The 26460-nt window shown below is 69.7% G+C and carries 22 protein-coding genes and 1 tRNA gene; 12 read left to right on the top strand and 11 right to left on the bottom strand.

Annotation, left to right across the window (positions count from 1 at the left end):
- Positions 1 to 11 precede the first annotated feature (11 nt).
- The 3 genes from dcm to C6N40_RS08260 are packed head-to-tail and all read left to right on the top strand — an operon-like array spanning position 12 to position 2777.
- Positions 12 to 1103, top strand: a complete 1092-nt coding sequence (dcm, locus tag C6N40_RS08270; protein WP_425477686.1) for a DNA (cytosine-5-)-methyltransferase — start codon at positions 12 to 14, stop codon at positions 1101 to 1103.
- A gap of 7 nt (positions 1104 to 1110) precedes the next feature.
- On the top strand, positions 1111 to 1557 hold the full coding sequence (locus C6N40_RS08265) for a very short patch repair endonuclease (RefSeq protein WP_106990542.1): 447 nt from the start codon (positions 1111 to 1113) through the stop codon (positions 1555 to 1557).
- Complete coding sequence (locus C6N40_RS08260; protein ID WP_106990541.1) at positions 1554 to 2777, top strand: type II restriction endonuclease; 1224 nt, start codon at positions 1554 to 1556, stop codon at positions 2775 to 2777. Before C6N40_RS08265 ends, C6N40_RS08260 begins: the two co-directional genes overlap by 4 nt.
- Before the next feature lie 114 nt (positions 2778 to 2891).
- Here C6N40_RS08260 and C6N40_RS08255 read toward each other — a convergent pair whose 3' ends face one another.
- From C6N40_RS08255 to dtd, 4 genes are all read right to left on the bottom strand, one after another.
- Positions 2892 to 4091: a tyrosine-type recombinase/integrase gene (locus C6N40_RS08255; RefSeq protein WP_106990620.1), complete on the bottom strand. Its 1200-nt coding sequence runs from the start codon at positions 4089 to 4091 to the stop codon at positions 2892 to 2894.
- A gap of 176 nt (positions 4092 to 4267) precedes the next feature.
- Positions 4268 to 4343: transfer RNA gene (locus C6N40_RS08250), tRNA-Ile, on the bottom strand.
- A gap of 100 nt (positions 4344 to 4443) precedes the next feature.
- A complete protein-coding gene (rpoD, locus tag C6N40_RS08245) occupies positions 4444 to 6294 on the bottom strand; it encodes an RNA polymerase sigma factor RpoD (RefSeq protein ID WP_106990540.1) in 1851 nt (616 codons plus the stop codon).
- Between the two features lie 97 nt (positions 6295 to 6391).
- Positions 6392 to 6829 (bottom strand): D-aminoacyl-tRNA deacylase, encoded by a 438-nt coding sequence (gene dtd / locus C6N40_RS08240; protein ID WP_106990619.1) that lies wholly within the window; start codon positions 6827 to 6829, stop codon positions 6392 to 6394.
- A 75-nt stretch (positions 6830 to 6904) separates the two neighbouring features.
- On the opposite strand from dtd, the gene C6N40_RS08235 reads away from it, so the two are divergent.
- Genes C6N40_RS08235 through C6N40_RS08225 form a run of 3 tightly spaced genes read left to right on the top strand, consistent with a single transcriptional unit; the run spans position 6905 to position 9826 of the window.
- Positions 6905 to 7825, top strand: a complete 921-nt coding sequence (locus C6N40_RS08235) for an LpxL/LpxP family acyltransferase (RefSeq protein ID WP_106990539.1) — start codon at positions 6905 to 6907, stop codon at positions 7823 to 7825.
- Positions 7822 to 8340, top strand: coding sequence for a PH domain-containing protein (locus C6N40_RS08230; RefSeq protein ID WP_106990538.1), 519 nt, complete (start codon positions 7822 to 7824; stop codon positions 8338 to 8340). The genes C6N40_RS08235 and C6N40_RS08230 overlap by 4 nt, the downstream gene beginning before the upstream one ends.
- Positions 8324 to 9826 carry a PH domain-containing protein gene (locus C6N40_RS08225; RefSeq protein WP_106990537.1) on the top strand — a complete coding sequence of 501 codons (1503 nt, stop codon included), beginning with the start codon at positions 8324 to 8326 and terminating at the stop codon, positions 9824 to 9826. Before C6N40_RS08230 ends, C6N40_RS08225 begins: the two co-directional genes overlap by 17 nt.
- Here C6N40_RS08225 and C6N40_RS08220 read toward each other — a convergent pair.
- From C6N40_RS08220 to C6N40_RS08205, 4 genes are read right to left on the bottom strand one after another with little or no spacing between them, the layout of a single operon-like run.
- Positions 9801 to 11258, bottom strand: coding sequence for a TrkH family potassium uptake protein (locus C6N40_RS08220; RefSeq protein WP_205208575.1), 1458 nt, complete (start codon positions 11256 to 11258; stop codon positions 9801 to 9803). The two genes, C6N40_RS08225 and C6N40_RS08220, sit on opposite strands and share 26 nt — an antisense overlap.
- Positions 11255 to 12634, bottom strand: a complete 1380-nt coding sequence (gene trkA, locus C6N40_RS08215; protein WP_106990536.1) for a Trk system potassium transporter TrkA — start codon at positions 12632 to 12634, stop codon at positions 11255 to 11257. Before trkA ends, C6N40_RS08220 begins: the two co-directional genes overlap by 4 nt.
- 48 nt (positions 12635 to 12682) lie before the next feature.
- Positions 12683 to 14359 carry an ArnT family glycosyltransferase gene (locus tag C6N40_RS08210; protein WP_106990535.1) on the bottom strand — a complete coding sequence of 559 codons (1677 nt, stop codon included), beginning with the start codon at positions 14357 to 14359 and terminating at the stop codon, positions 12683 to 12685.
- A gap of 32 nt (positions 14360 to 14391) precedes the next feature.
- Positions 14392 to 16080, bottom strand: a complete 1689-nt coding sequence (locus C6N40_RS08205) for an ArnT family glycosyltransferase (RefSeq protein ID WP_106990534.1) — start codon at positions 16078 to 16080, stop codon at positions 14392 to 14394.
- A gap of 50 nt (positions 16081 to 16130) precedes the next feature.
- Here C6N40_RS08205 and C6N40_RS08200 point away from each other — a divergent pair, with 50 nt between their 5' ends.
- Positions 16131 to 16889 carry a glycosyltransferase family 2 protein gene (locus C6N40_RS08200; protein ID WP_106990533.1) on the top strand — a complete coding sequence of 253 codons (759 nt, stop codon included), beginning with the start codon at positions 16131 to 16133 and terminating at the stop codon, positions 16887 to 16889.
- Here C6N40_RS08200 and rsmB read toward each other — a convergent pair.
- From rsmB to def, 3 genes are read right to left on the bottom strand one after another with little or no spacing between them, the layout of a single operon-like run.
- Entirely contained in the window at positions 16886 to 18199 is a 1314-nt protein-coding gene (gene rsmB / locus C6N40_RS08195) for a 16S rRNA (cytosine(967)-C(5))-methyltransferase RsmB (RefSeq protein WP_106990532.1), read from the bottom strand. The genes C6N40_RS08200 and rsmB overlap by 4 nt on opposite strands.
- Positions 18196 to 19116 carry a methionyl-tRNA formyltransferase gene (fmt, locus tag C6N40_RS08190; RefSeq protein WP_106990617.1) on the bottom strand — a complete coding sequence of 307 codons (921 nt, stop codon included), beginning with the start codon at positions 19114 to 19116 and terminating at the stop codon, positions 18196 to 18198. Before fmt ends, rsmB begins: the two co-directional genes overlap by 4 nt.
- 7 nt (positions 19117 to 19123) lie before the next feature.
- Entirely contained in the window at positions 19124 to 19630 is a 507-nt protein-coding gene (def, locus tag C6N40_RS08185) for a peptide deformylase (protein ID WP_106990616.1), read from the bottom strand.
- A 138-nt stretch (positions 19631 to 19768) separates the two neighbouring features.
- On the opposite strand from def, the gene C6N40_RS08180 reads away from it, so the two are divergent.
- The 5 genes from C6N40_RS08180 (at position 19769) to C6N40_RS08160 (ending at position 26450) form a co-directional block, all read left to right on the top strand.
- Positions 19769 to 20875 carry a LysM peptidoglycan-binding domain-containing protein gene (locus tag C6N40_RS08180; protein ID WP_106990531.1) on the top strand — a complete coding sequence of 369 codons (1107 nt, stop codon included), beginning with the start codon at positions 19769 to 19771 and terminating at the stop codon, positions 20873 to 20875.
- A gap of 49 nt (positions 20876 to 20924) precedes the next feature.
- Positions 20925 to 22043 (top strand): DNA-processing protein DprA, encoded by a 1119-nt coding sequence (gene dprA, locus C6N40_RS08175; protein WP_106990530.1) that lies wholly within the window; start codon positions 20925 to 20927, stop codon positions 22041 to 22043.
- 36 nt (positions 22044 to 22079) lie between these two features.
- A complete protein-coding gene (locus C6N40_RS08170) occupies positions 22080 to 22553 on the top strand; it encodes a DUF494 family protein (protein WP_106990529.1) in 474 nt (157 codons plus the stop codon).
- A 96-nt stretch (positions 22554 to 22649) separates the two neighbouring features.
- On the top strand, positions 22650 to 23810 hold the full coding sequence (locus C6N40_RS08165) for an RDD family protein (protein ID WP_106990528.1): 1161 nt from the start codon (positions 22650 to 22652) through the stop codon (positions 23808 to 23810).
- Between the two features lie 147 nt (positions 23811 to 23957).
- Entirely contained in the window at positions 23958 to 26450 is a 2493-nt protein-coding gene (locus C6N40_RS08160; protein WP_106990527.1) for a DNA topoisomerase I, read from the top strand.
- The last annotated feature ends 10 nt before the right edge of the window (positions 26451 to 26460 follow it).

The raw sequence follows: 26460 nt of genomic DNA, 5'->3' as shown, positions 1-26460 counted from the left end.
AGATTCTCAGAATGGACAAGTCCAGCGACGCACCCGGCCAGAAGTTCAGCTTCATCGACCTGTTCGCGGGTATCGGAGGCATCCGCCTGGGCTTCGAGCGCGCCGGCGGCCGGTGCGTATTCACAAGCGAATGGAACGAGTGGTCAAAGAAGACCTATCAATCGAACTTTGGCGACGACCACCCGTTCAACGGCGATATCACCAAAGTGGATGCGCACGACGTCCCGGATCACGACGTGCTGCTTGCCGGCTTCCCCTGCCAGCCGTTCTCCATCGCAGGCGTGAGCAAGAAGAATGCGCTTGGCCGACCCCATGGGTTCGAGTGCTCGACACAGGGCACGCTGTTCTTCGACATTGAGCGGATAATTGCGGCCAAGCGACCGAAGGCTTTTCTGCTTGAGAACGTGAAGAACCTCGTTAGTCACGACAAGGGCAACACCTTCCGCGTCATCAAGGATGTCCTTGAGAACAAGCTTGGCTACCGAGTCTTTCATCGCGTCATCGATGGCAAGTATTTCGTTCCGCAGCACCGTGAGCGAATCCTGATCGTCGGCTTTCGGGAGGACACGGACTTCACCTGGGACGACCTGCTGCTCCCTGAACAGGGCCCGGATATCACGAGCATTCTTCACCCGGAAGACGGAAGCGAAGCGGCAGAGAGCCACTACACCTCCGGACCGCAGGCGAAGGTGAATCCAAAATACGTTCTGACCGCCAACATGTGGACCTACCTGCAGGACTACGCAGCGAAGCACCAGGCGGCCGGCAACGGATTTGGTTTTGGACTGGTGAGGCCGGGAATTGACCGGCACACTCGCACCCTGTCTGCCCGCTACTACAAGGACGGCAGCGAAATTCTCATCCACAGGGGCAAGGGGAAGCGGCCACGGCGCCTCACGCCCCGTGAGTGTGCACGCCTGATGGGGTTCCCTGACTCCTTCAAGATTGTTGTCAGCGACACTCAGGCATACAAGCAGTTCGGAAACAGCGTGGTGGTGGATGTAATGGAGGCGGTAGCCCGCATCATGGCGCCCAGAATCGTCGAGCTGAAGGCCCGGGAGGAAGGCGGCGTCATCCAGCCTCGACTGATGTCGGCTGCCTGAGCCCCTGATGGCTGATGTGGTATCGCCTGCAACCCGGAGCCGGATGATGTCCGGGATCCGGGCCAAGGACACAAGACCCGAGATCCTTGTCAGAAAGGCTCTGCACTCCCGCGGCTTCAGGTACCGGCTCCACACCGGCACACTCCCCGGGCGGCCCGACATCCTGCTGCCACGATATCGGGTAGCGCTGTTTGTCCATGGCTGCTTCTGGCACGGGCACAACTGTCGATTCTTCAAGACTCCCGGGACCCGCACGGAGTTCTGGCGCACGAAGATAGATAGAAACCGGGCAAATGATCAGAGGAACGCCGCCCTGCTGTCGGCAGCAGGGTGGCGCGTTGGCATCATCTGGGAATGCGCCTTGCGGCGAAAAGGGGCTGACGTTGACGCCGTAGCCGACCGGTTGGCAGAGTGGATCGCATCGTCCTCTGAAAGCATCGAGATACGGGAATGAAGCGCGGCTATCTGTCCGAGTACTTTGAAGGAGTCGCCATCAAGAGACTCTCTGCTGTTGAGGCCGACCAGACACGATCCAACCAGCACGAGTACAACGCAACCAGGGAAATGCTCGCATTTCTTGGCAGGCCGTCCGAAGCAACCCGCCTTGATACACGCTTTATCTACCTCAGCGATGAGGACGATGAACCGGTGTTTGAGGATGCTTTTCTCACCCTTTACGACAGCCGGGAGAACCAAGCCGGCCGCTCTGCGGAATATCGCTTTTACTTCCCGACAACCCGAGTTTCCCAGCTCGCTAGCCAAGGCGATCTGCTGCTGATTGCCAAGCGACGTGACGGCGGTTTGCTCGTCATAATCGCAGAAGACGGATCCAGCGCCGCCAGCCAGCTTGAGTGGCTCTTCGGGTTCTCGGAAGACACGTATCCAAAATTCTCGGTCAGGGCGGAGCTTGAGAACGAGCAGGATCGCGTCGGGTTCGCAGCCACTTTCATCCTTGAGAGTATCGGCGTTGCTGTAACCCACAAGGAAGAGACGCTCCTTGACACTATGCTCTCGCGCTTTGGTGGCAAATTTCCCAAGACGACCGAATTCTCTGCGTTTGCACGCGAGACATTGGCCGGTGTCGATCCGCGAGAGGATGCCGACGCTGCCTTGATGGCATGGATGGAGCGTGAGGAGATACTGTTCCGAACCCTTGAGCGTCACCTCATCGCCGAGCGCCTCTCGAAAGGGTTCGCTGCTGACAGCATTGACGATTTTGTCTCGTTCTCGCTGTCGGTGCAGAATCGCCGCAAGAGCAGGGTTGGCTATGCGCTTGAGAATCACCTTGAAGTGGTCTTTGACTCACTGGGAGTGAAGCACAAGCGGGGCGGTTTCACAGAGAACAAATCGAGGCCCGACTTTCTTTTCCCCGGAGAGACGGCTTATCACGATCCGAGCTTTGACGAGTCACGCCTCTCAATGCTTGCCGTCAAGAGCACGTGCAAGGACAGATGGCGCCAAGCTCTTGCAGAGGCTGATCGCATTAGCACCAAGCACCTACTCACGCTTGAGGCAGCAATAAGCCCAAACCAAACAAACGAAATGAAAGCAAAAAAGCTGCAGCTGGTAGTTCCCAGTGCATTGCACGGCACCTACAACGATAGCCAGCGCATCTGGTTAATGAATGTTCGTGGCTTCGCTGACCATGCCCTCATCCTACAGACAACCGAATAGAGATCCTTTCGCACCAAACAGGAAACACTCCTCGCGTGCTGCATTCTCAGGCCATCACATCTCGCCCGCGACGGTATAAGGCCCTAAGTACACGCCGCTAGAAGGCCGGACCTATCAGCCCCTTGCCGCCCGGAATGAATCTCTTGCGAGGCTGTCCAGATAGTCTGCCCACGCCTGCATCATCTTCTTTCGCTCCGGCAAGTGCGCAGTACGGTTGTATGCCCGCCCGAGCGGGTCCCGAACCGCATGCGCCAGCTGGTGCTCGATGAAGTCCGGCCGGAACCCAAGCACCTCGTCCAGCACGGTACGGGCCATCGCCCGGAATCCGTGCCCGGTCATGACACTGCCGTCGTATCCCATGGTCCGCAGGGCCACGTTGATGGTGTTTTCGCTCATCGGGCGGGAGGCGCCACGGACGCTAGGGAAGACGTACAGGCTCCGCTGGGTCAGCGGCCGGAGCTCCCGGAGGATGGCAATCGCCTGGGTGGCCAGCGGGACGATGTGCGGGGTCTTGGTCTTGGAGGCCGTGTAGCGCCACTCCGCGGCCTCCAGGTCGATGTCGGCCCACCGGGCGCTCCGAAGCTCGCCCGGGCGCACGAAGAAGAGCGGAGCCAGCTTCAGGGCGGCAGTGGTGACGGGCGAGCCTTGGTAGGCGTTGATGGCCCGCAGGAGCCCAGCAATCTTGGCGGGCTCCGTGAGGGCGGCCAGGTGGGTAGTCCTCGGCTGCTCCAGGGCACCCGCCAGGTCCGCTGCCGGGTTCCGCTCAGCCCGGCCGGTGGCAATGGCATAGCGGAATACCCGCCCCGAGTGCGCGCGGGCACGGTGAGCCGTCTCCACCACCCCTCGCCGCTCCAGCTTGCGCAGGGCCTCCAGCAAGAGCGGCGCAGTGACTTCCGCGATTGGAAGGTCGCGGATGCTGGCCATGTCCTTCTCGATCAACCGGCGCTCGCGCTTCACGGACTGCGGGCTGAGCCCCTCCTTCGCGCGCTTCTCGAGCAACTCCAGACCAACGGCACCGAAGGTCGTGGCCGCCTGCTCGGCCTTGGCCGCGCGCTCGATGCGGGCCACGTGCGCCGGGTTGGCACCCGACCGCACCAAGGCCCGCAATCGGTCCCGCTCCGCACGGGCGGCGGCCAGCCCCATGGCCGGGTACTCGCCCAGCGTGATCATGCTGGCCTGGCCGTCGTGCCGGTAGCGATAGCGCCACGCCTTGGCGCCGCTGGGACGGACCTCGATGCAGAGACCGTTGGTATCCGCGATCCGGTAGGCGCGATCCCGCGGCTTTTGGGCTCGAATCTTGGTGTCTGTGAGCATGTGAGTCAGAAAGGTGTGAGTCAGGCCGGAGGCGATCCCCAGATGACTCACAGGGTGACTCACTCAGGCCGTGGATTCAACTGGACACCTGTGGACATTGGCACACACAAAACCCCGCGAAATGCGGGGTTGTATGCCGTATCGTGGACTTGCTTGGACACCGATGGACGGCTTTTTGGTGGGCCCACCAGGACTCGAACCTGGAACCAAGGGATTATGAGTCCCGTGCTCTAACCATTGAGCTATAGGCCCATCGTAGCTGCAGAATCGTAAAACAAAACGGCCGCTTGCGCGGCCGTTTTTCCCTTTTCCCGGCCCTCTCCCGCAGGCGGGAGAGGGTGGAAGGCGGTGCTTACTCGAGGTCGAGGAACGAACGCAGCTGCTCCGAACGGGTCGGGTGGCGCAGCTTGCGCAGGGCCTTGGCCTCGATCTGGCGGATGCGCTCGCGGGTGACGTCGAACTGCTTGCCCACTTCCTCGAGGGTGTGGTCGGTGTTCATGTCGATGCCGAAGCGCATGCGCAGCACCTTGGCTTCCCGCGGGGTGAGGCCGGCGAGCACGTCGCGCACGGTTTCCATCAGGCCCAGGTTCGTGGTCGCGTCGATCGGCGACTCGATGCTGGTGTCCTCGATGAAGTCGCCCAGGTGCGAGTCCTCGTCGTCGCCGATCGGAGTCTCCATCGAGATGGGCTCCTTGGCGATCTTGAGCACCTTGCGGATCTTGTCCTCCGGCATCTCCATCTTCTTGGCCAGCTCCTCCGGGGTGGGCTCGCGGCCCATTTCCTGGAGCATCTGGCGCGAGATGCGGTTGAGCTTGTTGATCGTCTCGATCATGTGCACCGGGATGCGGATGGTGCGCGCCTGGTCGGCGATCGAGCGGGTGATCGCCTGGCGGATCCACCAGGTGGCGTAGGTCGAGAACTTGTAGCCGCGGCGGTATTCGAACTTGTCGACCGCCTTCATCAGGCCGATGTTGCCTTCCTGGATCAGGTCGAGGAACTGCAGGCCGCGGTTGGTGTACTTCTTGGCGATGGAGATGACCAGGCGCAGGTTGGCCTCGACCATTTCCTTCTTGGCCTTGCGCGCCTTCGCCTCGCCATAGGCCATGGCGCGGTTGATTTCCTTGATGTCGGGCAGCGACAGGAACAGCGATTCCTCGATGCCCACCAGCTTCTGCTGCTCGGCGATGATCTCGTCCTTGTGCTCGCGCACGCCGGAAGCCCACTTCTGCTTGCGGCGGATGACCTCGTCGGCCCAGTCGAGGTTGATCTCGTTGCCCGGCCAGGCGCGCAGGAAGTCCTTGCGCGGCATCTTGGCGCCACGCACGCAGATGTCGAGCACCTTGCGCTCGTGCTCCTTGGTGGCGTTGACCACGTCGCGCAGCTTGCGCACGAAGGCATCCATCAGCGCCAGCGGGAGCTTCAGGCGCAGGAACTCGGCGGCCATCTCCTCGCGGACCTTGATGGTCTTCTTGTCGACCGGGCCGTACTTGGCGTGGGTCTTCTGGAACTTGGTGTACAGCGCCTTGAGCGCGTCCATCCGGCGACCGACCTCGGCCGGGTCCGGACCGGTGTCGACGGCGGCGGTCTCCTCTTCTTCGCCGGCGGCCTCTTCGTCTTCGTCCTCGACGTCGGCATCGGCGTCCTCGGCAACCACCTCCGGCACCACTTCCTCGGGCTCCTCCATGTCGAGGAAGCCCACCACGACCTCGTTCAGGCGCTTCTTGCCCTCGAGGTGCTGGTCGTAGTCCTCGAGCAGCAGCTGGATCGACCACGGGAAGCTGGCCAGCGAGGCGTGGACCTGGTTCAGGCCCTCCTCGATGCGCTTGGCGATGGCGATCTCGCCCTCGCGGGTGAGCAGCTCGACCGAGCCCATCTCGCGCATGTACATGCGCACCGGGTCGGTGGTGCGGCCGCCCTCGGTGTCGAGCGCGCTCAGCGCGGCCGCGGCCTCTTCGGCGGCGGTGTCGTCGGAATCGCGGGTCGAGGACGAATCGGAGAGCAGCAGCGTCTCGGCGTCGGGCGCAACTTCGTGCACCTCGATGCCCATGCCGTTGATCATGCCGATGATGTCTTCGATCTGCTCCGGATCGACGATGTCGTCGGGCAGGTGATCATTCACCTCGGCATAGGTCAGGTAACCCTGCTCGAGGCCCTTGCTGATCAGCTGCTTGATTTCGGACTGCGCCGGACGCTCGTTGGCCATGAAAACGTGTCCCGAAGACTGGGAAAATGGAACCGCGCAGTATACAGGAGGGGCCAACCCCCCGCTATCTATTTGATGAACGGGGACTTTTTAGGCCTCAGCTCTGCAGCTGGAAGGTGACCGGGCCGTCATTGACCAGGCTGATCACCATGTGGGCGCCAAAGCGGCCGGTTTCAACCACCGGGTGCCGGGCCCGGCACAGCTCGACCAGCCGGTCGAAGCCCCGCCGCCCGTCCTCGGGGCTGGCCGCCGAGGTGAAGCTGGGGCGCATGCCGCTGCGGGTGTCGGCCGCCAGGGTGAACTGGCTGACCAGCAGCAGGCCGCCGCCGGTGTCGGCCAGGGAGCGGTTCATGCGGCCGGCGGCGTCGGCGAACACCCGGTAGCCGAGCAGGCGCTCGGCCATGCGGGCGATCCGGGCCTCGTCGTCGCCCGGCTGCACGGCCACCAGCGCCAGCAGGCCCGGGCCGATGGCGCCCACGACCTCGCCGTCGACGCGGACGCTGGCTTCGGTGACACGCTGGATCAGGGAAATCATGCCCTCATCGTCGCCGCCGCCGGCGCGGCCGGTCAACGCGGCCGGGGCGCGCGGCGATTCCCTTACACTTCGGCGATGCCCGCCGTGCCCTTCGCCAGCCGCTGCCTGTATGCCCTCGCCTGGTGCGTGGGGCGCCTGCCGCGGAGGCTGCAGGATGGCCTGGGCCGGGCGCTCGGCAGCCTGGCCTGGCGGTTCGATGGCCGCGAGCCGAAGGTGGCGCGGCGAAACCTCGGGCTGGCCCTGCCCGGCCTGGACGCCGGCGAGCGCGAGGCCCTGGTCCGGGACGTGATGCGCGAGACCGGGCGCGCGGCCTTCGAGACCCTGCGGCTCTGGACCCGGCCCCGCGCCGACGCCCTCTCGCGGGTCGCGGGCTGCGTCGGGCTCGGGCTGCTGCAGGCGGCCGAGGCCGCCGGCCGGGGCGTGATCATCGCCGCCCCGCACTACGGCAGCTGGGAGCTGCTGGTCGAATTCATGGCCGCCCGCGGCCCCTTCAGCCTGGTCTACCGGGTGCCCGAGAGCGCCGCCGGCGACGGCTTCCTGCGCCTGGCCCGGGGCGGCGAGAACGTGCGCCTGGTGCCGGCCGAAGCCAACGCGATGCGGCCACTGTGGCGGGCCCTGCAGGCCGGCGAGGTGGTGGGCATCACGCCCGACCACCAGCCCAAGCTCGGCGGCGGCGAGTTCGCCCCCTTCTTCGAGGTGCCCGCGCTCACGCTCAGCCTGATCCCCAAGCTGGCCGCGCGCACCGGCGCGGCGGTGCTGATGGCGTATGCCGAGCGCGGCGGCGACGGCCGCTACACCGTGCACTTCGAGCCGGCGCCCGCCGACATCGCCAGCGACGACCTCGTGCGCGCCACCACCGCCATGAACGCCGCGGTCGAGGCGGTGGCCCGGCGTGACCTGCGGCAGTACCAGTGGACCTACAAGCGCTACACACTCAGGCCACCGGGTTCGGGCGAACCGAATCCCTACAAGGCCCCCGCCAAGGACACGCGATGATCCCCGACGCCCCAGCGAGCCCCGCCAGCGCCGTCGCCGAAGACTGGCGGCCGCTGCCACCGGCCGCACGCACGGTCTGGTCGATCGCCGCGGCCCTGTCGGCGCTGCTGCCGTCCACGGGTGTGGCCTTCGCGGTCTTCGTCGCCGCCGACGGCCTGTCGCTGCCGGCGCGCCTGGGCGTGGCCGCGGCGATTTGGCTGCTGCCGGCGACGCTGCTGGCCTGGCTGGCGCGCGCGCGCTGGCGCCGCACCCACTGGCGGCTCGACGGCACCGGCCTGCGGGTGCGCCGCGGCGTGTTCTGGCGCAGCGAGGCCCTGGTGCCGCGCAGCCGGGTGCAGCACCTGGACATCGAGCGCGGCCCGATCGAGCGCCGCTTCGGCCTGGCCACGCTGGTGGTGCACACCGCCGGCACCCGGATGCACGCCCTGCGCCAGTCCGGTTTCGAGGACGCCGACGCCGTGGCCCTGCGCGACACCCTCCTGCCCGAGCCCGACCGCCATGACGACGGCCTCTGAACCGATCGGCGTCGGTGGCGGCGAGCGCCGCCTGCATCCGCTGAGCTGGCTGTTCGTGCTGCTGCAGCAGCTGCGGAGCTTCGCGCTGCCGCTGCTGGTGCTGCTGTTCACGGGCCGGGGAAACTCCTGGGAGCTCTGGGGCCTGGTGGGCGCCGGCGTGCTGGTGGCGGCGGCGGTGCTGCAGTACTTCTTCTACCGCTTCCGCATCGAGGCCGACGGCATCGTCATCCGCAGCGGCGTGCTGCACAGGAGCCACCGGCACGTGCCCTGGCAGCGCGTGCACAACGTGGCCCTGCACCAGACCGTGCTGCACCGGCTGTTCGACGTGGCCGAGGTGCGGCTCGAGTCGGCCGGCGGCATGAAGGCCGAGGCGGAGATGCGCGTGCTGTCGCTGGCCGACGCGCAGGCGCTCGAGGAGCTGGTGCGTGGCCACGAACACAGCGCCGGCACCGCCGCGCCCGAAGCGACGGCGCCGCCGTCGCGGGTGCTGCTGTCGATGTCCACCGGCGAGGTGGTGCGGCTGGGGCTGGTGTCGAACCGCGGGCTGATCGCCGTCGCCGCGGCCTTCGGCATCCTGGCCCAGGCCGACGTGCTCGACGACTGGATCGGACCGTCGGTGAAGGGCGCGGTCGAATGGGGCCGCGAACAGCAGATGGACTGGCTGGGCTGGATGGTCGGCATCGCCGGCGTGCTGCTGGCGGCCGTGGTGGCGCTGCGCCTGCTTTCCGTGGCGCTGGCGCTGCTGCAGTTCCACGGCTTCACGCTCAGCGAGCAGGGCCGGCGCCTGAGCGCCCAGCGCGGCCTGCTCACCCGTCTGCGCGCCAACATGCCGCGCTCGCGCATCCAGGCCTGGAGCCTGCACGAGGGCCTGGTGCATCGCTGGTTCGGCCGCCGCTCGCTCCGCGTCGACAGTGCTTCGGTGGAGACTTCCGGCGACCAGCGCTCGCTGCGCGACCTCGCCCCGCTCGCCACGCCCGAGGCCGCCGACGAACTGGTGCGGCACCTGCTGCCCGGCGGCCACTGGCCACTGAACGACTGGCGGCCGCTGCACCCGCGCGCCTGGCGCCGCCAGTTCGGCCTGCCGGCGCTGGCCACGCTGCTGCTGGCCGGCCTGCTGGCCTGGCTCAACGGCGCCGTGGGCCTGGCCGTGCTGGCGCTGCTGCCGCTGCTGGCGCTGCGCGCGGTGGTCTGGGCCCGGCACGCGGGCTACTGCGAGGAAGGCGGCCTGGTCGCGGTGCGCGAAGGCTGGCTGGACAAGCGCTGGCGCTTCGTCGAAGTGCGGCGCATCCAGTCGCTGGTGCTCACCCAGTCGCCGCTCGACCGCCGGCACGGCATGGCCACGCTGCTGATGGACACCGTCGGCGCCAGCCCCTTCGAGCCGCCGGTGCGGGTGCGCTACCTGCCGCTGGCCGAGGCCCGCGGGCTGCTCGCGCGCCTGGCGGCGGCGATGGACGCCGCGCCTACTCCCGCCAGAACTGCGGGGTAAGCAGCACCAGCACCGAGAATACCTCGAGGCGGCCGAGGATCATGCCGAAGCTGCCCAGCCACACGGCCAGGTCCGGCGCGCCCGACCAGGTGCTGGCAACCGAGCCCAGCCCCGGGCCGAGGTTGGTCAGCGTGGACACCGCGGCGCCGAAGGACGATTCATGGTCGAGGCCGGACAGGTTCATGCCGATCATCAGCGCCACGAAGCACAGCATCCAGATCGCGATGAAGCCGCTCACCGACAGCACCACCGACTCGGACACGCGGCGGCCGCCCATCTTCACCAGGAACTGCGCCTTGGGGTGCACCAGCTGCTTGATCTCGCGGAAGCCCTGGCGCACCAGCATCACCACGCGCGCCACCTTCAGGCCGCCGACCGTGGAGCCCGAACAGCCGCCGATGAAGGCCAGCGCCATCAGCAGCAGCGGCGCCGGGTGGGCCCACTGTTCGAAGCCGCTGGTGGCGAAGCCGGTGGTGGTGATGTTGGAGACGACCTGGAAGCTGGCGCGGCGGAAGGCCTCGCCGAAGCTTTCGAAACTGCCGCCGATCAAGGCCACCAGGGTCACGAGCATGGCCGCCACGGCGATGATGCGCACGTAGGAGCGCAGCTCCGAATCGCTGGCGTACACGCCCACGGAGGCGCGCCGCCAGGCGACGAAATGCAGGCCGAAGTTCACGCCACCCAGGGCCATGAACACGATCGCGATCCAGTCGATCAGGGCGCTGTTGAAATGATCGAGCGCCGCGTCGTAGGTCGAGAAGCCGGCCGTCGAAACCGTCGACAGCGAGTGGCAGACGGCGTCGAACAGGCTCATGCCGGCCGCCCAGTAGGCCGCGGCGCACAGCACGGTCAGGCCGAAATACACGCCCCAGAGCGCCTTGGCGGTTTCGGCGATGCGCGGGGTGAGCTTGGTGTCCTTGGTCGGGCCGGTGCTCTCGGCGCGGAAGAGCTGGGTGCCGCCGATCTTGAGCATCGGCAGGATCGCCACCGCCAGGATCACGATGCCCATGCCGCCGAGGAACTGCAGCAGCTGGCGGTAGAACAGCACGCTGCGCGGCAGGTCGTCGAGGCCGGCGATGACGGTCGCGCCGGTGGTGGTCAGGCCCGAGGTGGCCTCGAAGATCGCGTCGGCGTAACCCAGGTACGGCGGGCCGTGCACGAAGGGCAGCGCCGAGACCAGGCTGGCGAAGACCCAGGTGAGCGTGACGATCAGGAAGCCGTCGCGCAGGCGCAGCTCGTAGCGCACGCCGCGCGCGCCCAGCCACAGCACCGCGCCGACCAGGAAGCTGGCCAGGAAACTGCCGAAGAACACACCCGCCGTGCCCTCCTCCTCCCAGGCCAGCGCCAGCAGCGCCGGCGGCAGCTTCGAAAGCGAGGACAGGACGATGATCACGCCCAGGATGCGCTGGATGGCGCGGAAACGCTGGCTCACAGCCAGGTCGCCCCGGTCTGGAACAGGGCGCTGACCTTGCCCATTTCGCGCTTGTCCATCACGAACAGGATGACGTGGTCGCCCGATTCGATCACCACGTCGTGGTGGGCGATCAGCAGCTTGTCGCCGCGCACGATGCCGCCGATGGTGGTGGCCGCCGGCAGCTCGAGTTCGTCGAGCGCGCGGCCGATCACCTTCGAGGTGCGGGCGTCGCCGCGCACCACCGCCTCGATCGCCTCGGCTGCGCCGCGGCGCAGCGAGTACACCCGCGCCGGCGCGCCCTCGCGGATGTGCGCCAGCAGCGCGCCCAGCGTCACCAGCTGCGGGCTGACGGCGATGTCGATGGTCCCGCCCTCGACCAGCTCGGCATAGCTGGGCCGGTTGATCAGCGAGATCACGCGCGGACAGCCCATGCGCTTGGCCAGCATCGCCGAGAGGATGTTGGCCTCGTCGTCGTTGGTCATCGCGCAGTAGACGTCGGTCTGGTCGATGTTCTCCTCGCGCAGCAGGTCCTCGTCGGCGCAGTCGCCGACCAGCACGATCGAGTTGAGCAGGTCTTCGGCGATGCCGCGGGCGCGCTCGCGGCTGCGCTCGAGCACCTTCACGGAGTAGCGGCTTTCGAGGCTGCGGGCGAGGTTGCGGCCGATGTTGCCGCCGCCGGCGATCAGCAGCCGGCGGGCCGGGCGCGCATCGACGCGGCGCAGTTCGGCCATCACCGTGAGGATGTTCTTGCGTTCGGCCAGGAAGAACACCTCGTCGTCGACCTCGATGACGGTGTGCCCCTCGGGCTGCACCGGCCGGCCGTCGCGGAAGATGGCCGCCACGCGCGCGTCCACGCCCGACGGCAGGTGTTCGCGCAGCGCGCGGATCTCATGGCCCACCAGGGCGCCGCCGGGCACCGCGCGCACGGCCACCAGCTGCACGCGGCCCTCGGCGAAGTCCAGCACCTGCAGGGCGCCGGGGTACTCGATCAGGCGCTCGACGTGCTGGCAGACCAGCTGCTCGGGGCTGATGGCCGCGTTCACCGCCGAGTGCTCGGGGTCGGCCAGCGCGGCCACCTCGAGGTACTGCGCCTCGCGCAGGCGGGCGACGCGGGTGGGCGTGCGGAACTGGTGCTGGGCCACCTGGCAGGCGATCAGGTTGACCTCGTCGCTGGAGGTCACCGCCACCAGCAGCTCGGCATCCTCGGCGCCGGCCTGCGACAGCACGCTGGGCAGGGAGGCATGGCCGACCACGGTGCGGATGTCGAGCTTCTCGGCCAGGTCGCGCAGGCGCTGGTGGTCGGTGTCGACGACGGTGATGTCGTTGTTCTCCGACGCCAGCGCCGAGGCCACCGACGTGCCGACCTGGCCCGCGCCCAGGATCAGGATCTTCATGTTTCCTTCGTGCCCTCGACGTTGGTCGCCCCTGCGAGCGCCGCCAGTCTAGCCGGAAGGCCGTTCTTTTGTCGGACCCGTCCAGCGGCATCCCGCAGGGACGGCGCCGGGCGGCACCAGCAGCCAGGTGCGGCGCGAGGTCACGCCGGCCACGTGCACGCGCCGCGCGTCCACGCAGCCCGGCAGCGCATCCCCGAGCACCAGGATCCAGCGCACGCCCGGGCGCTGCGCCTGCCACTGCGCGGCGCGGCGCCACTGTTCGGACCAGGGCGCCCCGCCGGTGGGCTGCGGACCGAAGCCGAAGGTGGCCACCGGCCGGTCCGCCAGCAGCAGGTGCTGCTCGCGCCAGGCCACCGCGGCCAGCTCGCCCTGCGGGCCCAGCCGGGCCGCCACGGCGTCCATCACGCCGCGCGGCGAGGCGTACCGGTCGATCACCGGGTAGGCGCCGAGCGAGGTCAGCACCCACAGGCCCGCCAGCGCCCAACCCGCGCAGGCCACGGCCCGTCGGGTGCGCAGCCAGGCCGCGCAGGCCAGCATCCACCCGCCGGCGAGGGCGAGCACCCCGGCGAGGTGCGCCACCTCGTCGGGCTGGTAACCACGCCGCACCAGCAGGCGGCGTTCGAAGCCCGGGTCGCCCAGCCACATCGCCAGCCCGGCCAGGAACAGCAGGCCCCCCAGGCCGGCGACGAAGGCCAGCGCCAGCCTTCGCGGACCGGCGCGGCGCGACAGGCCGGGCATCAGCGGCGCGAGCGCGAGGCAGAACATGGGCAGGGCCGGCATGACGTAGACGTCGCGCTTGCCGCTGGGGATCGAGAAGAACACCAGCACGCCCAGCACCCAGGCCAGCGGCAGCAGGTAGCGCGGGTCGCGCCGCTTCAGGCGCGACCACCAGGCCGGAAGCGCCCAGGGCAGCGCCAGCGCCGCCGGGAGCCAGAGCGTGAGCACGATCGAGAAGTGGTACCAGACGGGTTCGTGGTGGTCCCAGGAGGCCGCGTAGCGGTTCATCGTCTGGTGGAACAGGATCGTGTGCAGGTATTCGCGATGCGCCGGCTCGCCATCGCGCAGCGCGAACCACAGCAGTGGCCCGAGCCAGATCGCGGCGGCCAGGAGGAACAAGGCCAGGCCGGCGGACCAGAGCCGCGCCGGCGGCAGCTGCACGCCCGGCCAGCCGCGCCGGGCCGCCCAGGCGGCCGGCGCCAGCAGCAGCAGCGACAGGCCGCCGACCGCCTTGGTGATCGTCCCCAGGCCCGCGGCGAACCAGGCCCGTCCCCAGGCCTGCGCGCCGCCGCCGCGCAGCACCGCCAGCAGCAGGCCATGGTTGGCCAGGGTCATCAGGAACAGCAGCACCGGGTCGATCTGCGCGCGCTTGGACTGGAAGGTGAACTGCAGCGCGAACAGCAACAGCCAGGCCGCCCAGAGCCCGACCCGGTGCGTCCACAGGCGCCGGCCAAGGTCGTAGACCAGCCACAGCGTGCCCAGCGCCGCCAGCAGCGACGGCAGCAGGAAGCCCAGCCTCAGGCTGCCGCCCGCCATCCGGATGGCCGCGGCCTGCAGCCACATGAACACCGGCGGCTTGTCGGAATACAGCTCGTCCCCGCGCATCAGGAACAGCCACTCGCCGCTGTCGAGGATGTAGCGCGAGAGCAGCGCGAACCGGGGCTCGTCCGCCGGCCAGGGGTCACGCAGGCCGATGCCGCTGGCGATCACGACCAGCGCCGCCAGCATCAGCAGGCCAAGGTCACGTCCCTGCGGTGGCGTCAGTCGCCCCAACCGCCGGGCTCCGCCCTGCAGCGGACCAGCGCGCGCTCGTCGAGCAGCCACCAGTCACGGCGATTGGCGGTGCCGACCCGGCGCGCACCCTGGTCCAGGTCGATGCATTCCAGCGCCGGGCTGGCCTGCACCAGCAGCAGGCGCGTCGACGGCTCCCCGGCCATCCAGGCGCGGGCCCGGCCGAGCTGCTCCGCCGGCGGCCGGCGGAAGCCGAATTCGGCCACCGGGCCGACGGCCTGCAGCAGGTTCTGTTCCTTCCAGTCGACCAGGCCGAGCGTGGCGTCGGGCCCGGCCAGGTCGCGCGCGCGCTGCATCACGGTACGCGCGGAGTTTTCGTCGTCGAGCAACGGATGCACGACGAAGCCGTAGCCGCACCACAGACTGGCCAGCAGCCAGGCGCAGGCCACCAGCGAATGGCGCAGCCGGGCGATCGCCAGGGCGAGCAGGCTGCTGCCGCCCACGGCGACCAGCATCCACCAGAGCCAGTGCGCCTCGGCGCCCAGGCCGCGCTCGCGGACGAGCCGGGCTTCGAAGGAGGGCTCGCCGTTCAGCGCCAGCAGGCCGCCGGCCAGCAGCACCAGCGACAGCAGGCCGGTGAAGGCCAGCACCACGATGCGGAAGCCGCGACGACGCGAGAGCCCGTCGAGGAAGGGCGCCGCCGCCAGCGCCAGCGCCGGCAGCGCCGGCAGGATGTACATGTCGCGCTTGCCGCTGCTGAGACTGAAAAAAACGATCACCAGCGCGAACCAGGCCAGCGGCAGCCAGACCCGCGCGTCGCGCGCCCGCCACGCGGCGCGCCAGGGCGCCAGCAGCCAGGGCAGGGCCAGCGAGAACGGCAGCCAGAACAGCAGCACCACCTGGCCGAAGTACCAGAATGGCTCGTGGTGGTGCCAGGGATCGGCGTAACGCTGCGCGGTTTGCTTGAACAGGATGTTGTCGAGGTACTCGGCGTGCTCGGGATTGCCGCTGCCCAGGCCGACCGCCAGCACGGGCACCAGCCACAGCGCGATCGCCCCGAGGAAGGCCAGTACGCCGGCCGACCAGCGCAGGCCGCTGCCTGCGGGCACCGGCGCCAGGCCCTGCCAGCCACGCCGGGCCATCAGGGCGAACGGCAGCAGGGCCAGCAGCGGCAGGAAGCCCACGCCCTTGGTCACCACGCCCACGCCGGCGGCGAAGCAGGCGCCCAGGTACCAGCGCCAGTGCGGGCCGAGCAGCAGGTGCCGGCACAGGCCGTAGAAGGCCAGCGTGGTCAGGAACACCAGGGTCGGGTCGATCTGCGCGCGCTTGGCCTGGTAGACGAACTGCAGGCTCACCAGCACCGCGGTGGCTGCCCACACGCCCGCTCGCGGGCTCCACAGGCGCCGGCCCAGGTCGAACACCAGCGCCAGCGTGCCCAGGGCCGATAGCAGGGACGGCAGCAGGAAGCTCCACCGCCAGCTTCCCACCAGCCCGTAGGCCAGGGAGAGCAGCCAGAAGTAGACCGGGGGCTTGTCCGGATAAAGCTCGGAACCGCGGTGCGGGAACAGGAAGTCGCCGCTCTCGACCATCTGCCGGGCCACGAGCACGAAGCGCGGCTCGTCGGCCGGCCAGGGGTCGCGCAAGCCGTAGCCGGCGGCCAGCACCAGCAGGGCCAGCGTGAATAGGGCCAGGGCGGCACGACGGTCGGCGGTGGTCATGGCCGGCAACTATACTTGCCTGGCCCGCCCCCCGGACATGACCCACCGCCATGGCCACGCCCCTGCCGCTGACCGGCGTCGTCGTCACCCGCGACGAGGCCGCCCGCATCGCGCGCTGCCTTCGACCGCTGCTGGCGGTCTGTAGCGAAGTGGTGGTGCTCGACTCGGGGTCGACCGACGACACCGTGGCGATCGCGCGTTCGCTCGGCGCCCAGGTCGAACACCAGGAGTGGCTCGGCTACGCCAGCCAGAAGAACACCGCCATTTCGCGCGCCAGCCAGCCCTGGGTGCTGCTGCTCGATGCCGACGAGTGGCTCGAGCCTGCCGCCGTCGACGCGCTGCGCGCGCTGTTCGCCGACGGCGCGGTCGAGACCGCCGACGCCTGGCGCCTGCGCCGGCGCGCGCATTTCCTCGGCCACCGCATGCGCGGCGGCGGCTTCGCCCGCGAGCCGCTGCCGCGCCTGTTCCGGCGCCACCTGCGCTACGAGATCCAGCCGGTGCACGAGCAGCTCGACACGCGCGGGCAGCGGGTGGCGACCTCGCGCATCCGCATCGAACACGAAATCGCCCGCTGCCCGGCGGCGCACTGGCGCAAGCTCGAACAGCACGCGCGCCTGTGGGCCGAGGACCAGGCCGCGCGTGGTCGCGTGGCCCTGCCCGGCCGCGGCGAACTCGCCGCGCTGGCCTACGTGCTCAAGCACCTGGTGCTGCGCCTGGGCGTGGTCGACGGCCTGCCCGGCCTGCGCTTCCACTGGCTGCAGGCGCGCTATGCGCGGCTCAAGTACGCGCTGCTGCGCGAGCTCGCCTAGCCGGCCTTTTCCAGCAGCGCGTAGAAGAATCCGTCCATGCCGTCCTCGCCCGGAAGGCGCTGGCGGCCGGCACCGCTGGCATGGCCGAAATGGTCCGGCAGCGGCCGCGCCGCGGCGTCGGCATGGCGCCCGAGGAAGGCCTGCACCTGCGCCGCGTTCTCCTGCACCAGCACCGAGCAGGTGGCGTAGAGCAGGCGGCCGCCGGGGCGCAGCAGCGGCCACAGCGCGTCGAGCAGGCGCGCCTGGATGTCGGCCAGCGCCCCGATGTCCTGTTCGCGGCGATGCCACTTGATGTCGGGCTGGCGGCGGATGATGCCGGTGGCCGAACACGGCGCGTCGAGCAGGATGGCGTCGAAATGCCGGCCGTCCCACCAGCCGTCCGGCGCCGCGGCGTCGGCCACCCGCAGCTGCACGCCCGGACCGGCCAGGTGCAGGCGCGCGAGCAGCTGCGCGACCTTGTCGAGCCGGCGGGCGTCCACGTCCAGGGCCAGCAGCCCGCCCTCCGCGCCGATCGCGGCGGCGACCTGCGCGGCCTTGCCGCCGGGGGCGGCGCAGGCGTCGAGCACGCGTTCGCCCGGCCGCGGGTCGAGCGCGAGCACGGCCAGCTGGGCGGCGCCGTCCTGCACCGACAGCGCGCCTTCGGACCAGCCCGGCAGGGCCTCGACCGGGACCGGGGCATCCAGGCGCAAGGCGCCGGGCACGAGCCCGACGAGGCTGGCGTCCAGGCCGGCGTCACGCAGCCTGGCGTGCAGGGTTTCCGCGCGACCCTGGCGCGGGTTGGCGCGCAGCCACAGCGGCGCCGGCTGGTTGTTGGCGGCCAGGATGTCCCCGGCCTGCCCCGGCCAGTCGGCGCGCAGGCGGGCCACCAGCCAGTCGGGGTGGCTGCAGGCGACCGCGGGGTCCGGGCTCTCCGGCAGCGGTTCGCGGCTGGCGCGGCGCAGCAGGGCGTTCACCAGGCCCACCAGGCCGCTGCGGCCCAGGTCGCGGGCGGCCTCGGCGGTGGCGCCCACCGCGGCATGCGGGGCGAGGCCCAGGCCCTTGAGCTGGGCCAGGCCGGCGAGCAGCAGGAAGTGCACCGCCTGGTCGCGCCGGGGCAGCGGCCGGGCCAGCCAGCGGGAAAGTGCGAATTCGTAACGCCGGCGATGGCGCAGGGTATCGAAGCAGATGGCCTCGAGCAGGGCGCGGTCGCGCGGGTCGTCCAGTCCCGGCAGCAGGCGGCCGAGCACGGCCTTGAGCGAGCGACCCTCGGCCAGCACCGCCTGCAGCCCGCGGGCCGCTTCGGCGCGCAGGGCCGAGCCGGGGCCGCTCATCGGCCGGCCAGCGCCGGGCGGGCGTTGAAGTAGTCGGCCACCGCCATCGCGCGTCCGCCTTCGCGCTGCACCTGCAGCAGGCGCAGCGCGCCTTCGCCGCAGGCCACGTCGAGCCCGTCGCGGCCGGCGGCCAGCACGGTGCCGGGGGGCTGGTCGTGCGCCAGGTCGAGCGCGGTGGCGGCGTGGATGCGCAGGCGCTCGCCGGCCAGCCCGGCCTCGGCCACCGGCCAGGGGTTGAAGGCGCGCACGCGGTTCGCCAGTTCGCGTGCCGGCCGGGCCCAGTCGAGGCGGGCTTCGGCCTTGTCGAGCTTGTGGGCGTAGGTGACACCTTCGGCCGGCTGCGGCTGCGGCACCGGGCGCATGCCGGCACGCAGCAGCTTCAGGCCATCGGAAAGCACTTCAGCGCCGAGGTCGGCGAGGCGGTCGTGCAGGCTGCCGCCGGTGTCATCCGGGCTGATCGGGGTTTCCAGCGACAGCAGCACCGGGCCGGTGTCCAGGCCCTTTTCCATCTGCATCAGGCACACGCCCGTGCGCTGGTCGCCGGCTTCGATGGCGCGCTGGATCGGCGCCGCGCCGCGCCAGCGCGGCAGCAGCGAGGCGTGCACGTTCCAGCAGCCATGGCGCGGGATGTCGAGCACCGACTGCGGCAGGATCAGGCCATAGGCCACCACCACCATGAGGTCGGGCTGCAGGGCGCGCAGCTGTTCGCGGGCCGCGGCGGACCTGAAGTTCTCGGGCTGGAACACCGGCAGCTGGCGCGCGAGCGCCTCGACCTTCACCGGCGAGGGCGCCAGCTGGCGGCCGCGGCCGGCCGGACGGTCGGGCTGGGTCCAGACGCCCACCACTTCGCCGCGGGCGGCGGCGGCGCGCAGGCAGGGCACGGCGAATCCGGGCGTGCCCGCGAAGACGATGCGCAGGGACATTTCAGGCGGCGCTGGCGCGCTGCTGCTTTGCGAGCTTCTTCTTGACCTGCTCGCGCTTGAGCGGCGAGAGATAGTCCACGAACACCTTGCCGGCCAGGTGGTCCATCTCGTGCTGGATGCAGACCGCCAGCAGGCCGTCGGCCTCGAGCTCGAACGACTTGCCGTCGCGGTCGAGGGCGCGCACCCGGATCTTGTTGGCGCGCTTGACGTCGGCATAGATGCCCGGCACCGACAGGCAGCCTTCCTGGTAGACCTGGTGGCCCTCGGCCTCGAGGATCTCGGGGTTGATGAACACCATTGGCCGGCTTTGGTCCTCGCTTACGTCAAGCACGAGGAGGCGCTGGTGCACGTCGACCTGGGTCGCGGCCAGGCCGATGCCCGGTGCGGCGTACATGGTCTCGAACATGTCGTCCACCAGCCGGCGCAGGCCGTCATCGACCGTTTCGACGGGCTTGGCGACCGTACGCAGGCGCGGATCGGGGAATTCCAGGATGGGGAGCTTGGCCATGGACGGAAAGATGGGGAACAAGGGCCCGGACCTCAAGGGGCCGGTACGACAGTATACCCCCGGCGGGCTTGCAATCCGGGGCCGGATTTGGGCTATAGTCGCCCAACCTGTCCGGGGAAAATCAGGTGGATAGCCGCCATGTTTAAACGGCTTCTTGCAGTTACCGCTGCCATGTTGCTCACCCTCGCGGGCGCCGTCATCGCGGCCGACCTGCGCGAGGATCATCCCACCACGTACGTGGTAAAGAAGGGCGACACCCTTTGGGACATCGCGGGGCGCTTCCTCCAGAAGCCCTGGCTCTGGCCGGAAATCTGGCAGGCCAACCCGCAGGTGCAGAACCCGCATCTCATCTTCCCGGGCCAGGTGCTGAGCCTGGTGTACATCGACGGGCAGCCGCGCGTGCAGGCCGATGGCCCGCAGGTCGGCGAGGCGGTCAACACCATCCCGCTGTCCGAGGTCGAGGCGCTGCTCAAGCACTTCACCGTGGTCAACGACCCGCAGGCGCTGCCGCACGTGGTCGGCCTCGAGGATGACCGCCTCTACAGCACCGCCGGCCAGCTGGTCTACGTGCGTGGCCTGCAGGGCGCGACCCCGGGCATGGTGGTCGACATCGCCCGCCCGGTGAACCTCTTCGGTGCCGGCAATGGCCGCAACCTGCCGGGCGCCACCCCGCTCGACTTCCGCGGCGACCGCCACCACGGCCACTGGACCGTGCCGGCCGGTTACGGCGAAGCCACCGGCGTGAAGCTGGGCTACGAGCTGCAGATCCACGCCACCGGCGAAGTCACCAACGTCAAGGGCGAGATCGCCTCGGTGGTGCTGCGCGAGGAAGGCCGCGAGATCCGGGTCGGCGACCGCGTGATGCCGTCCGAGGCCCAGCCCTACGACCTGCAGTTCGTGCCGCGCGCGCCCGACGTGGTGCCGGCCAATGCCCGCATCCTGGCCGTGGCCGACGGCATGCAGTCCGGTCCGCACCTGGTGGTGGCGCTGTCGGTGGGTGCCCGCGACGGCATCCGCAACGGCCACGTCATGTCGATCTGGAACGAAGGCAGCCGCGTCGCCGACGTGGTCAGCCACCGCAGCGGCGCCGCCGCCAAGACCGACAAGGTGACGCTGCCGGACGAGTTCGTGGGCAACCTGATGGTGTTCCGCACCTTCGACAAGGTCAGCTACGCGCTGGTGATGGACGGCATCCGCCCGGTGCACCACGGCGACTTGCTGAAACATCCCGACGCGACGGAATAAGTTTTTCCTACATCACGGCGCCCCAGGGCGCCGTGATGCTGTCGGGGCCATGGAACCCGACACCGCCCTGCTCATCCTGGCCCGCGCCGGCCTGCCTGCCGCCCAGCTGCGGCACCTGCTCGACAGCCATCCCGATGCCGCGGCGGCACTGGCCGCCGCGCGCCACGGCGCCGGCCTGTCCCTGCCCGGCCCGGTGCGCGAGGCGCTCGGGCGCCCCTGCCCGCGACGGCTGGGCGCCGACCAGGCCTGGCTGGCCGGGCGTGGCCGCAGCCTGCTGGCCTGGTCATCGCCCGACTACCCCGCCCTGCTGCGACGCGCGGCCTCGCCGCCGGCCATGCTCTTCCTCGAAGGCAACCCCGCCCTGCTCTGGCACCCGCAGGTGGCCGTGGTGGGCAGCCGCAGGCCCAGCGCCGGCGGCCGCCAGCGCGCGCACGGTTTCGCCCGCGTGTTCGCCGGGGCGGGCTGGGCGGTCACCAGCGGCCTGGCCGAAGGCATCGACGCGGCGGCCCACGAGGGCGCCCTGGAAGGCGGCGGGCCCACGCTGGCGGTCATCGGCACCGGCCCGGACCTGGCCTACCCGCGCCGCAACGCCGGCCTGATGGCGCGCATCGCCGCCGAGGGCCTGGTGGTCAGCGAGCACCCACCGGGCACGGCACCGGTGGCCAGCCATTTCCCCGGCCGCAACCGGATCATCGCCGGGCTGTCGCTGGGCACCGTAGTGGTGGAGGCGGCGCTGCGTTCGGGTGCCCTGATCAGCGCGCGGCTGGCGGCCGAGGCCGGGCGGGAGGTCTTCGCCCTGCCGGGCTCGCCGGACAACCCGGTGGCGCGCGGATGCCACCGGCTGATCCGCGAAGGCGCCGCCCTGGTGGAATCGCCGGGGGAGGTCGTGGCGGCACTGGGCCCGGTGGCCGCCAGCCTGGCCGAGTCCCTGCGCGGCCGCCTGGCTGGCGACGGCGACGGCGCCACCGGGCACTCAGCCACGGGACAGCCGGAACCCTCCGGGCACCACAAGCGCTTGTGGTCGGCGCTGGGCCACGACCCCACCGGTTTGGATGAACTGGCCCGGCGCACGGGATTGACGGTGGCCGAACTGTCCTCCATGCTGCTGGTCATGGAGTTGGACGGGCAGGTGGTCGCCGACAATGGCCGCTACGCCCGGCACCCCTGACCTTCCCATCGCGCCAGCTGGCGCAGGCTGAGGGTAATGAAAGAGACCATTCTGGATGTCCTGCTGTATCTGTTCGAGCACTACTTCTACGACGACCCCGACGCCGTACGGGATCGCGACTCCCTCCAGAACGGCCTGATCCAGGCCGGCTTCACCCCCGCCGAAATCAACAAGGCCTTCGACTGGCTCGACGAACTCGCGCGCCAGCGCCCCGCCGTGGCCTCGCCGCGGCCGCAGACGCCGGTGCGGGTGTACTCCGAGCCCGAACTCGACCGCCTCGACGCCGACTGCCGCGGCTTCCTGATGTTCCTTGAACACAGCGGCGTGCTCGACGCCGACCAGCGCGAGCTGGTGCTCGACCGCGTCATGGCGCTCGACCAGGACGAGGTCGACGTGGACGACCTCAAGTGGGTGGTGCTGATGGTGCTGTTCAACCAGCCCGGCTCCGAGGCCGCCTACGCCTGGATGGAAAGCCAGATGTTCGAGGACGAGCCCGAACCGGTTCACTGACGCCGGTTTCACCGCTAGTCTGTGGATGCCCGGCACCGGCCGGGCATTCTTTTTTGGGGAGCGCGACGCCAGCCGTCGCCGCGGGGAGGCTCAACGATGGTCATGTGGTACTACGTCGACCGGGCGCACGATCGCCACGGCCCGATCACCGCCGAGGCCCTGGCCCGCGCCTTCCGCGAGGGCCGCGTGCAGCGCGACAGCCTGGTCTGGCGCGAAGGCATGACCCAGTGGGAGCCGCTCGAATCGCACCTGCAGGAACTGCCCGCCCCGCCCCCGGCTGCGCCGGTGCCGGTTGCTCCGCCTGCCGCGCCGCCGCAGACTGCCGCCCAGGCGCCGGTGGCCACCGACATCGACCACGTGGTCGACGCCGGCTTCATCCGCCGGCTCGTCGCCTTCATCATCGACAATATGCTGCTGGGCACCGCGTATTACGCGGTGTTGATGGTCGGCATGGTCGTGATGGCCGTGGCGGTCGCCGGAGCGACCGACGGCGGCGCCGTGGCCGCCACCGGCGCAGTGCTGATGGCGCTGGCCTACGCGGTGATGAGCTACTTCTATTACGTGGGCATGGAGCGTTCGAAGCTGCAGGCCACCGTGGGCAAGCTGGCCCTGGGCATCAAGGTGGTGGATGCCGACGGCCGCCGCCTGGGCTGGGGCAAGGCCTCGGCCCGCTGGGCGGGCAGCCTGGTGTCCTACCTGATCCTGTATTTCGGCTTCTTCATGGCCGGCTGGACCCGCCGCAAGCAGGCCCTGCACGACCTGATGGCCGGCACCTACGTGGTCGACAAATGGGCCTACACCGAACAGCCCGGCCGCCAGAAGGAGGGCGTGAACGGGGCGGTGGTGGCCGTGGTGGCCCTGGTGCTGGTGGGCGGCGCGGTGATGGTGCTGGGCATCCTGGCGGCCATCGCCATCCCGGCCTACCAGGACTACCTGGACCGGGCCCGCATCACCGAGGTCGTCGCCGAGGGCAGCGCGCAGCGGGCGGCCATCGAGGAGTTCCGCTACAACACCGACCGCTGCCCCCGGGACCCCGCGGAGGCGGGCCTGGCGGCCCCGACCAACGCCAACATCCGGGAAATGCTGGTGATCGAGTCAGAATCCGGCGGCTGCGACCTGGCCCTTGTGCTGGCCAGTTCGGCTGAGCTCAAGTCCGCCGCCAACGGGGTGCTCTACCTGCGCGACAACGGCGATGGCGGCTACTGGTGCGAGGCCGACGGCGTGCCGGACAAGCTGCTCCCGGCCAGCTGCCGCTAGCCGCCGCCCCACCCCCCGGCCGGGTCCTTGCTTGACAGGCCCGGCCCGAGTGGGGCCTTAATGAAAAAAAGAACCCCGGCCCGCGTCCCTCGCGGGCCGCGCCATCTGGGTGCCCCGAGACCGGGCCGCCCTGGAGCATCCCCCGGCATGGCCAAGAACCTCCTCATCGTCGAGTCGCCCGCAAAGGCCAAGACGATCAACAAGTACCTGGGCAAGGACTTCCACGTCCTGGCCTCGTACGGCCACGTCCGCGACCTGGTGCCGAAGGAAGGCGCCGTCGACCCGGACCATGGCTTCGCCATGCGCTATGAGCTGATCGACAAGAACACCAAGCATGTCGAAGCCATCGCCAAGGCGGCCAAGGCGGCCGACGCCATCTACCTGGCCACCGACCCGGACCGCGAGGGCGAGGCGATCAGCTGGCACATTTCCGAGATCCTCAAGGAGCGCGGCCTGCTCAAGGGCCGCGACCTGCACCGGGTGGTGTTCACCGAGATCACGCCGCGCGCCATCCGCGAGGCGGTCGACAACCCGCGCCAGGTCGCCGCCGACCTGGTGGACGCCCAGCAGGCCCGGCGCGCGCTGGACTACCTGGTGGGCTTCAACCTCTCGCCGGTGCTGTGGCGCAAGGTGCAGCGCGGGCTGTCGGCCGGCCGCGTGCAGTCGCCGGCCCTGCGCATGATCGTCGAGCGCGAGGAGGAGATCGAAGCCTTCGTGCCGCGCGAGTACTGGAGCGTCGAAGCCGAGCTCAACCACCCGCAGCAGGCTTTCACCGCCCGGCTGGTGAAGCTCGACGGCCAGAAGTTCGAGCAGTTCACGATCACCAACTCGAAGGACGCCGAAGCCGCGCGCGCGCGCCTGGTGAAGGCCGCCGGCGACGCCCTGCGCGTCACCGACGTGGCCAGCAAGGAGCGCAAGCGCCGTCCGGCGCCGCCCTTCATCACCTCGACCCTGCAGCAGGAGGCCGCGCGCAAGCTCGGCTTCACCACCTCGCGCACCATGCGCGTGGCGCAGAAGCTCTACGAGGGCGTGGCGATCGGCGACGAAGGCACGGTCGGCCTGATCAGCTACATGCGTACCGACTCGGTGAACCTGTCGGTGGACGCGGTCAAGGAAATCCGCGACGTCATCGCCCGGGACTTCGGCACCCAGGCGGTGCCCGACAAGCCCAACGAGTACAAGTCCAAGTCCAAGAACGCGCAGGAAGCCCACGAGGCCATCCGCCCGACCTCCGCGCTGCGCACGCCGGCCTCGATCGCCAAGTACCTCGACGACGACGCCCGCCGCCTCTACGAGCTGGTGTGGAAGCGCACCGTCGCCTCGCAGATGGTGCCGGCGACGATGAACACCGTGTCGGTGGAACTGGCCGCGGGCAGCGAGCACGGCTTCCGCGCCAGCGGCACCACGGTGGTCGACCCGGGCTTCCTGGCCGTGTACGAGGAAGGCAAGGACCAGAAAGCCGCGGAAGACGATGACGAGGGCCGCAAGCTGCCGCCGATGAAGCCCGGCCAGAACGTGCCGCTGGGCAGCATCCACACCGACCAGCACTTCACCGAGCCGCCGCCGCGCTTCTCGGAAGCCTCGCTGGTCAAGGCACTCGAGGAATACGGCATCGGCCGCCCGTCCACCTACGCCAGCATCATCCAGGTGCTGCAGGGCCGCGAGTACGTCTACCTCGACAACCGCCGCTTCCGGCCCAGCGACGTCGGCCGCGCGGTGGCCAAGTTCCTCACCAGCCACTTCACCCAGTACGTCGACTACGACTTCACCGCCAAGCTCGAGGACGAGCTTGACGCGGTCGCCGCCGGCGAAGCCGCGTGGGTGCCGCTGATGGAGCGGTTCTGGAAGCCGTTCAAGACCACGGTGGAGGAGAAGAGCGAGTCGGTCGACCGCTCGGAAGCCACCGGCGCGCGCCTGCTGGGCACCGACCCGAAGTCGGGCAAGCCGGTGTCGGTGCGCCTGGGCCGCTACGGGCCCTACGCGCAGATCGGCCACATGGACGACGAGGAAAAACCCAAGTTCGCCTCGCTGCGGCCGGGCACCTCGATGCACACCATCACGCTCGAGGAGGCGCTGCCGCTGTTCGACCTGCCGCGCACGATCGGCGAGATGGACGGCAAGCCGGTGACGGTGGCGATCGGCCGCTTCGGGCCCTTCGCCAAGCGCGGCGATACCTACGCCTCGCTGGGCAAGGAAGACGACCCGTACACGATCAGCTTCGAGCGCGCCGCCGAGTTGATCCGCGCCAAGGAGGAGATGATCGCCAACCGCATCATCAAGGCCTTCCCGGGCACGGAGATCCAGGTGCTCAACGGCCGCTTCGGCCCTTACGTCACCGACGGCGAGAAGAACGGCAAGATCCCGAAGGACCGCGACCCGAAGACCCTGACCCAGGCCGAGTGCGAGGCGCTGCTGGCCGAGGGCAAGCCGGTGCGCAAGGGCGGCCGCTTCGGCAAGAAGGTGGCCGCGAAGAAGGCCGCGACGAAGGCGCCGGCGAAGAAGGCCGCGACGAAGAAGGCCGTCGAGGGCGAGGCGCCGAAGAAGGCCACCAAGAAGGTGGCGAAGAAGGCGACCAAGAAAGCCGCCAAGAAGGCCACCAAAAAAGCGACGAAGAAGGTCGCGAAAAAAGCCGCCGGCTGAGCCCGGCGGC

The sequence above is a fragment of the Arenimonas caeni genome, from assembly GCF_003024235.1.
In the GTDB taxonomy this organism is placed as follows: Bacteria; Pseudomonadota; Gammaproteobacteria; order Xanthomonadales; family Xanthomonadaceae; genus Arenimonas; species Arenimonas caeni.
The sequence above is the reverse complement of the archived record's forward strand: the minus strand, read 5'-3'. Positions and strand labels throughout refer to the sequence as shown.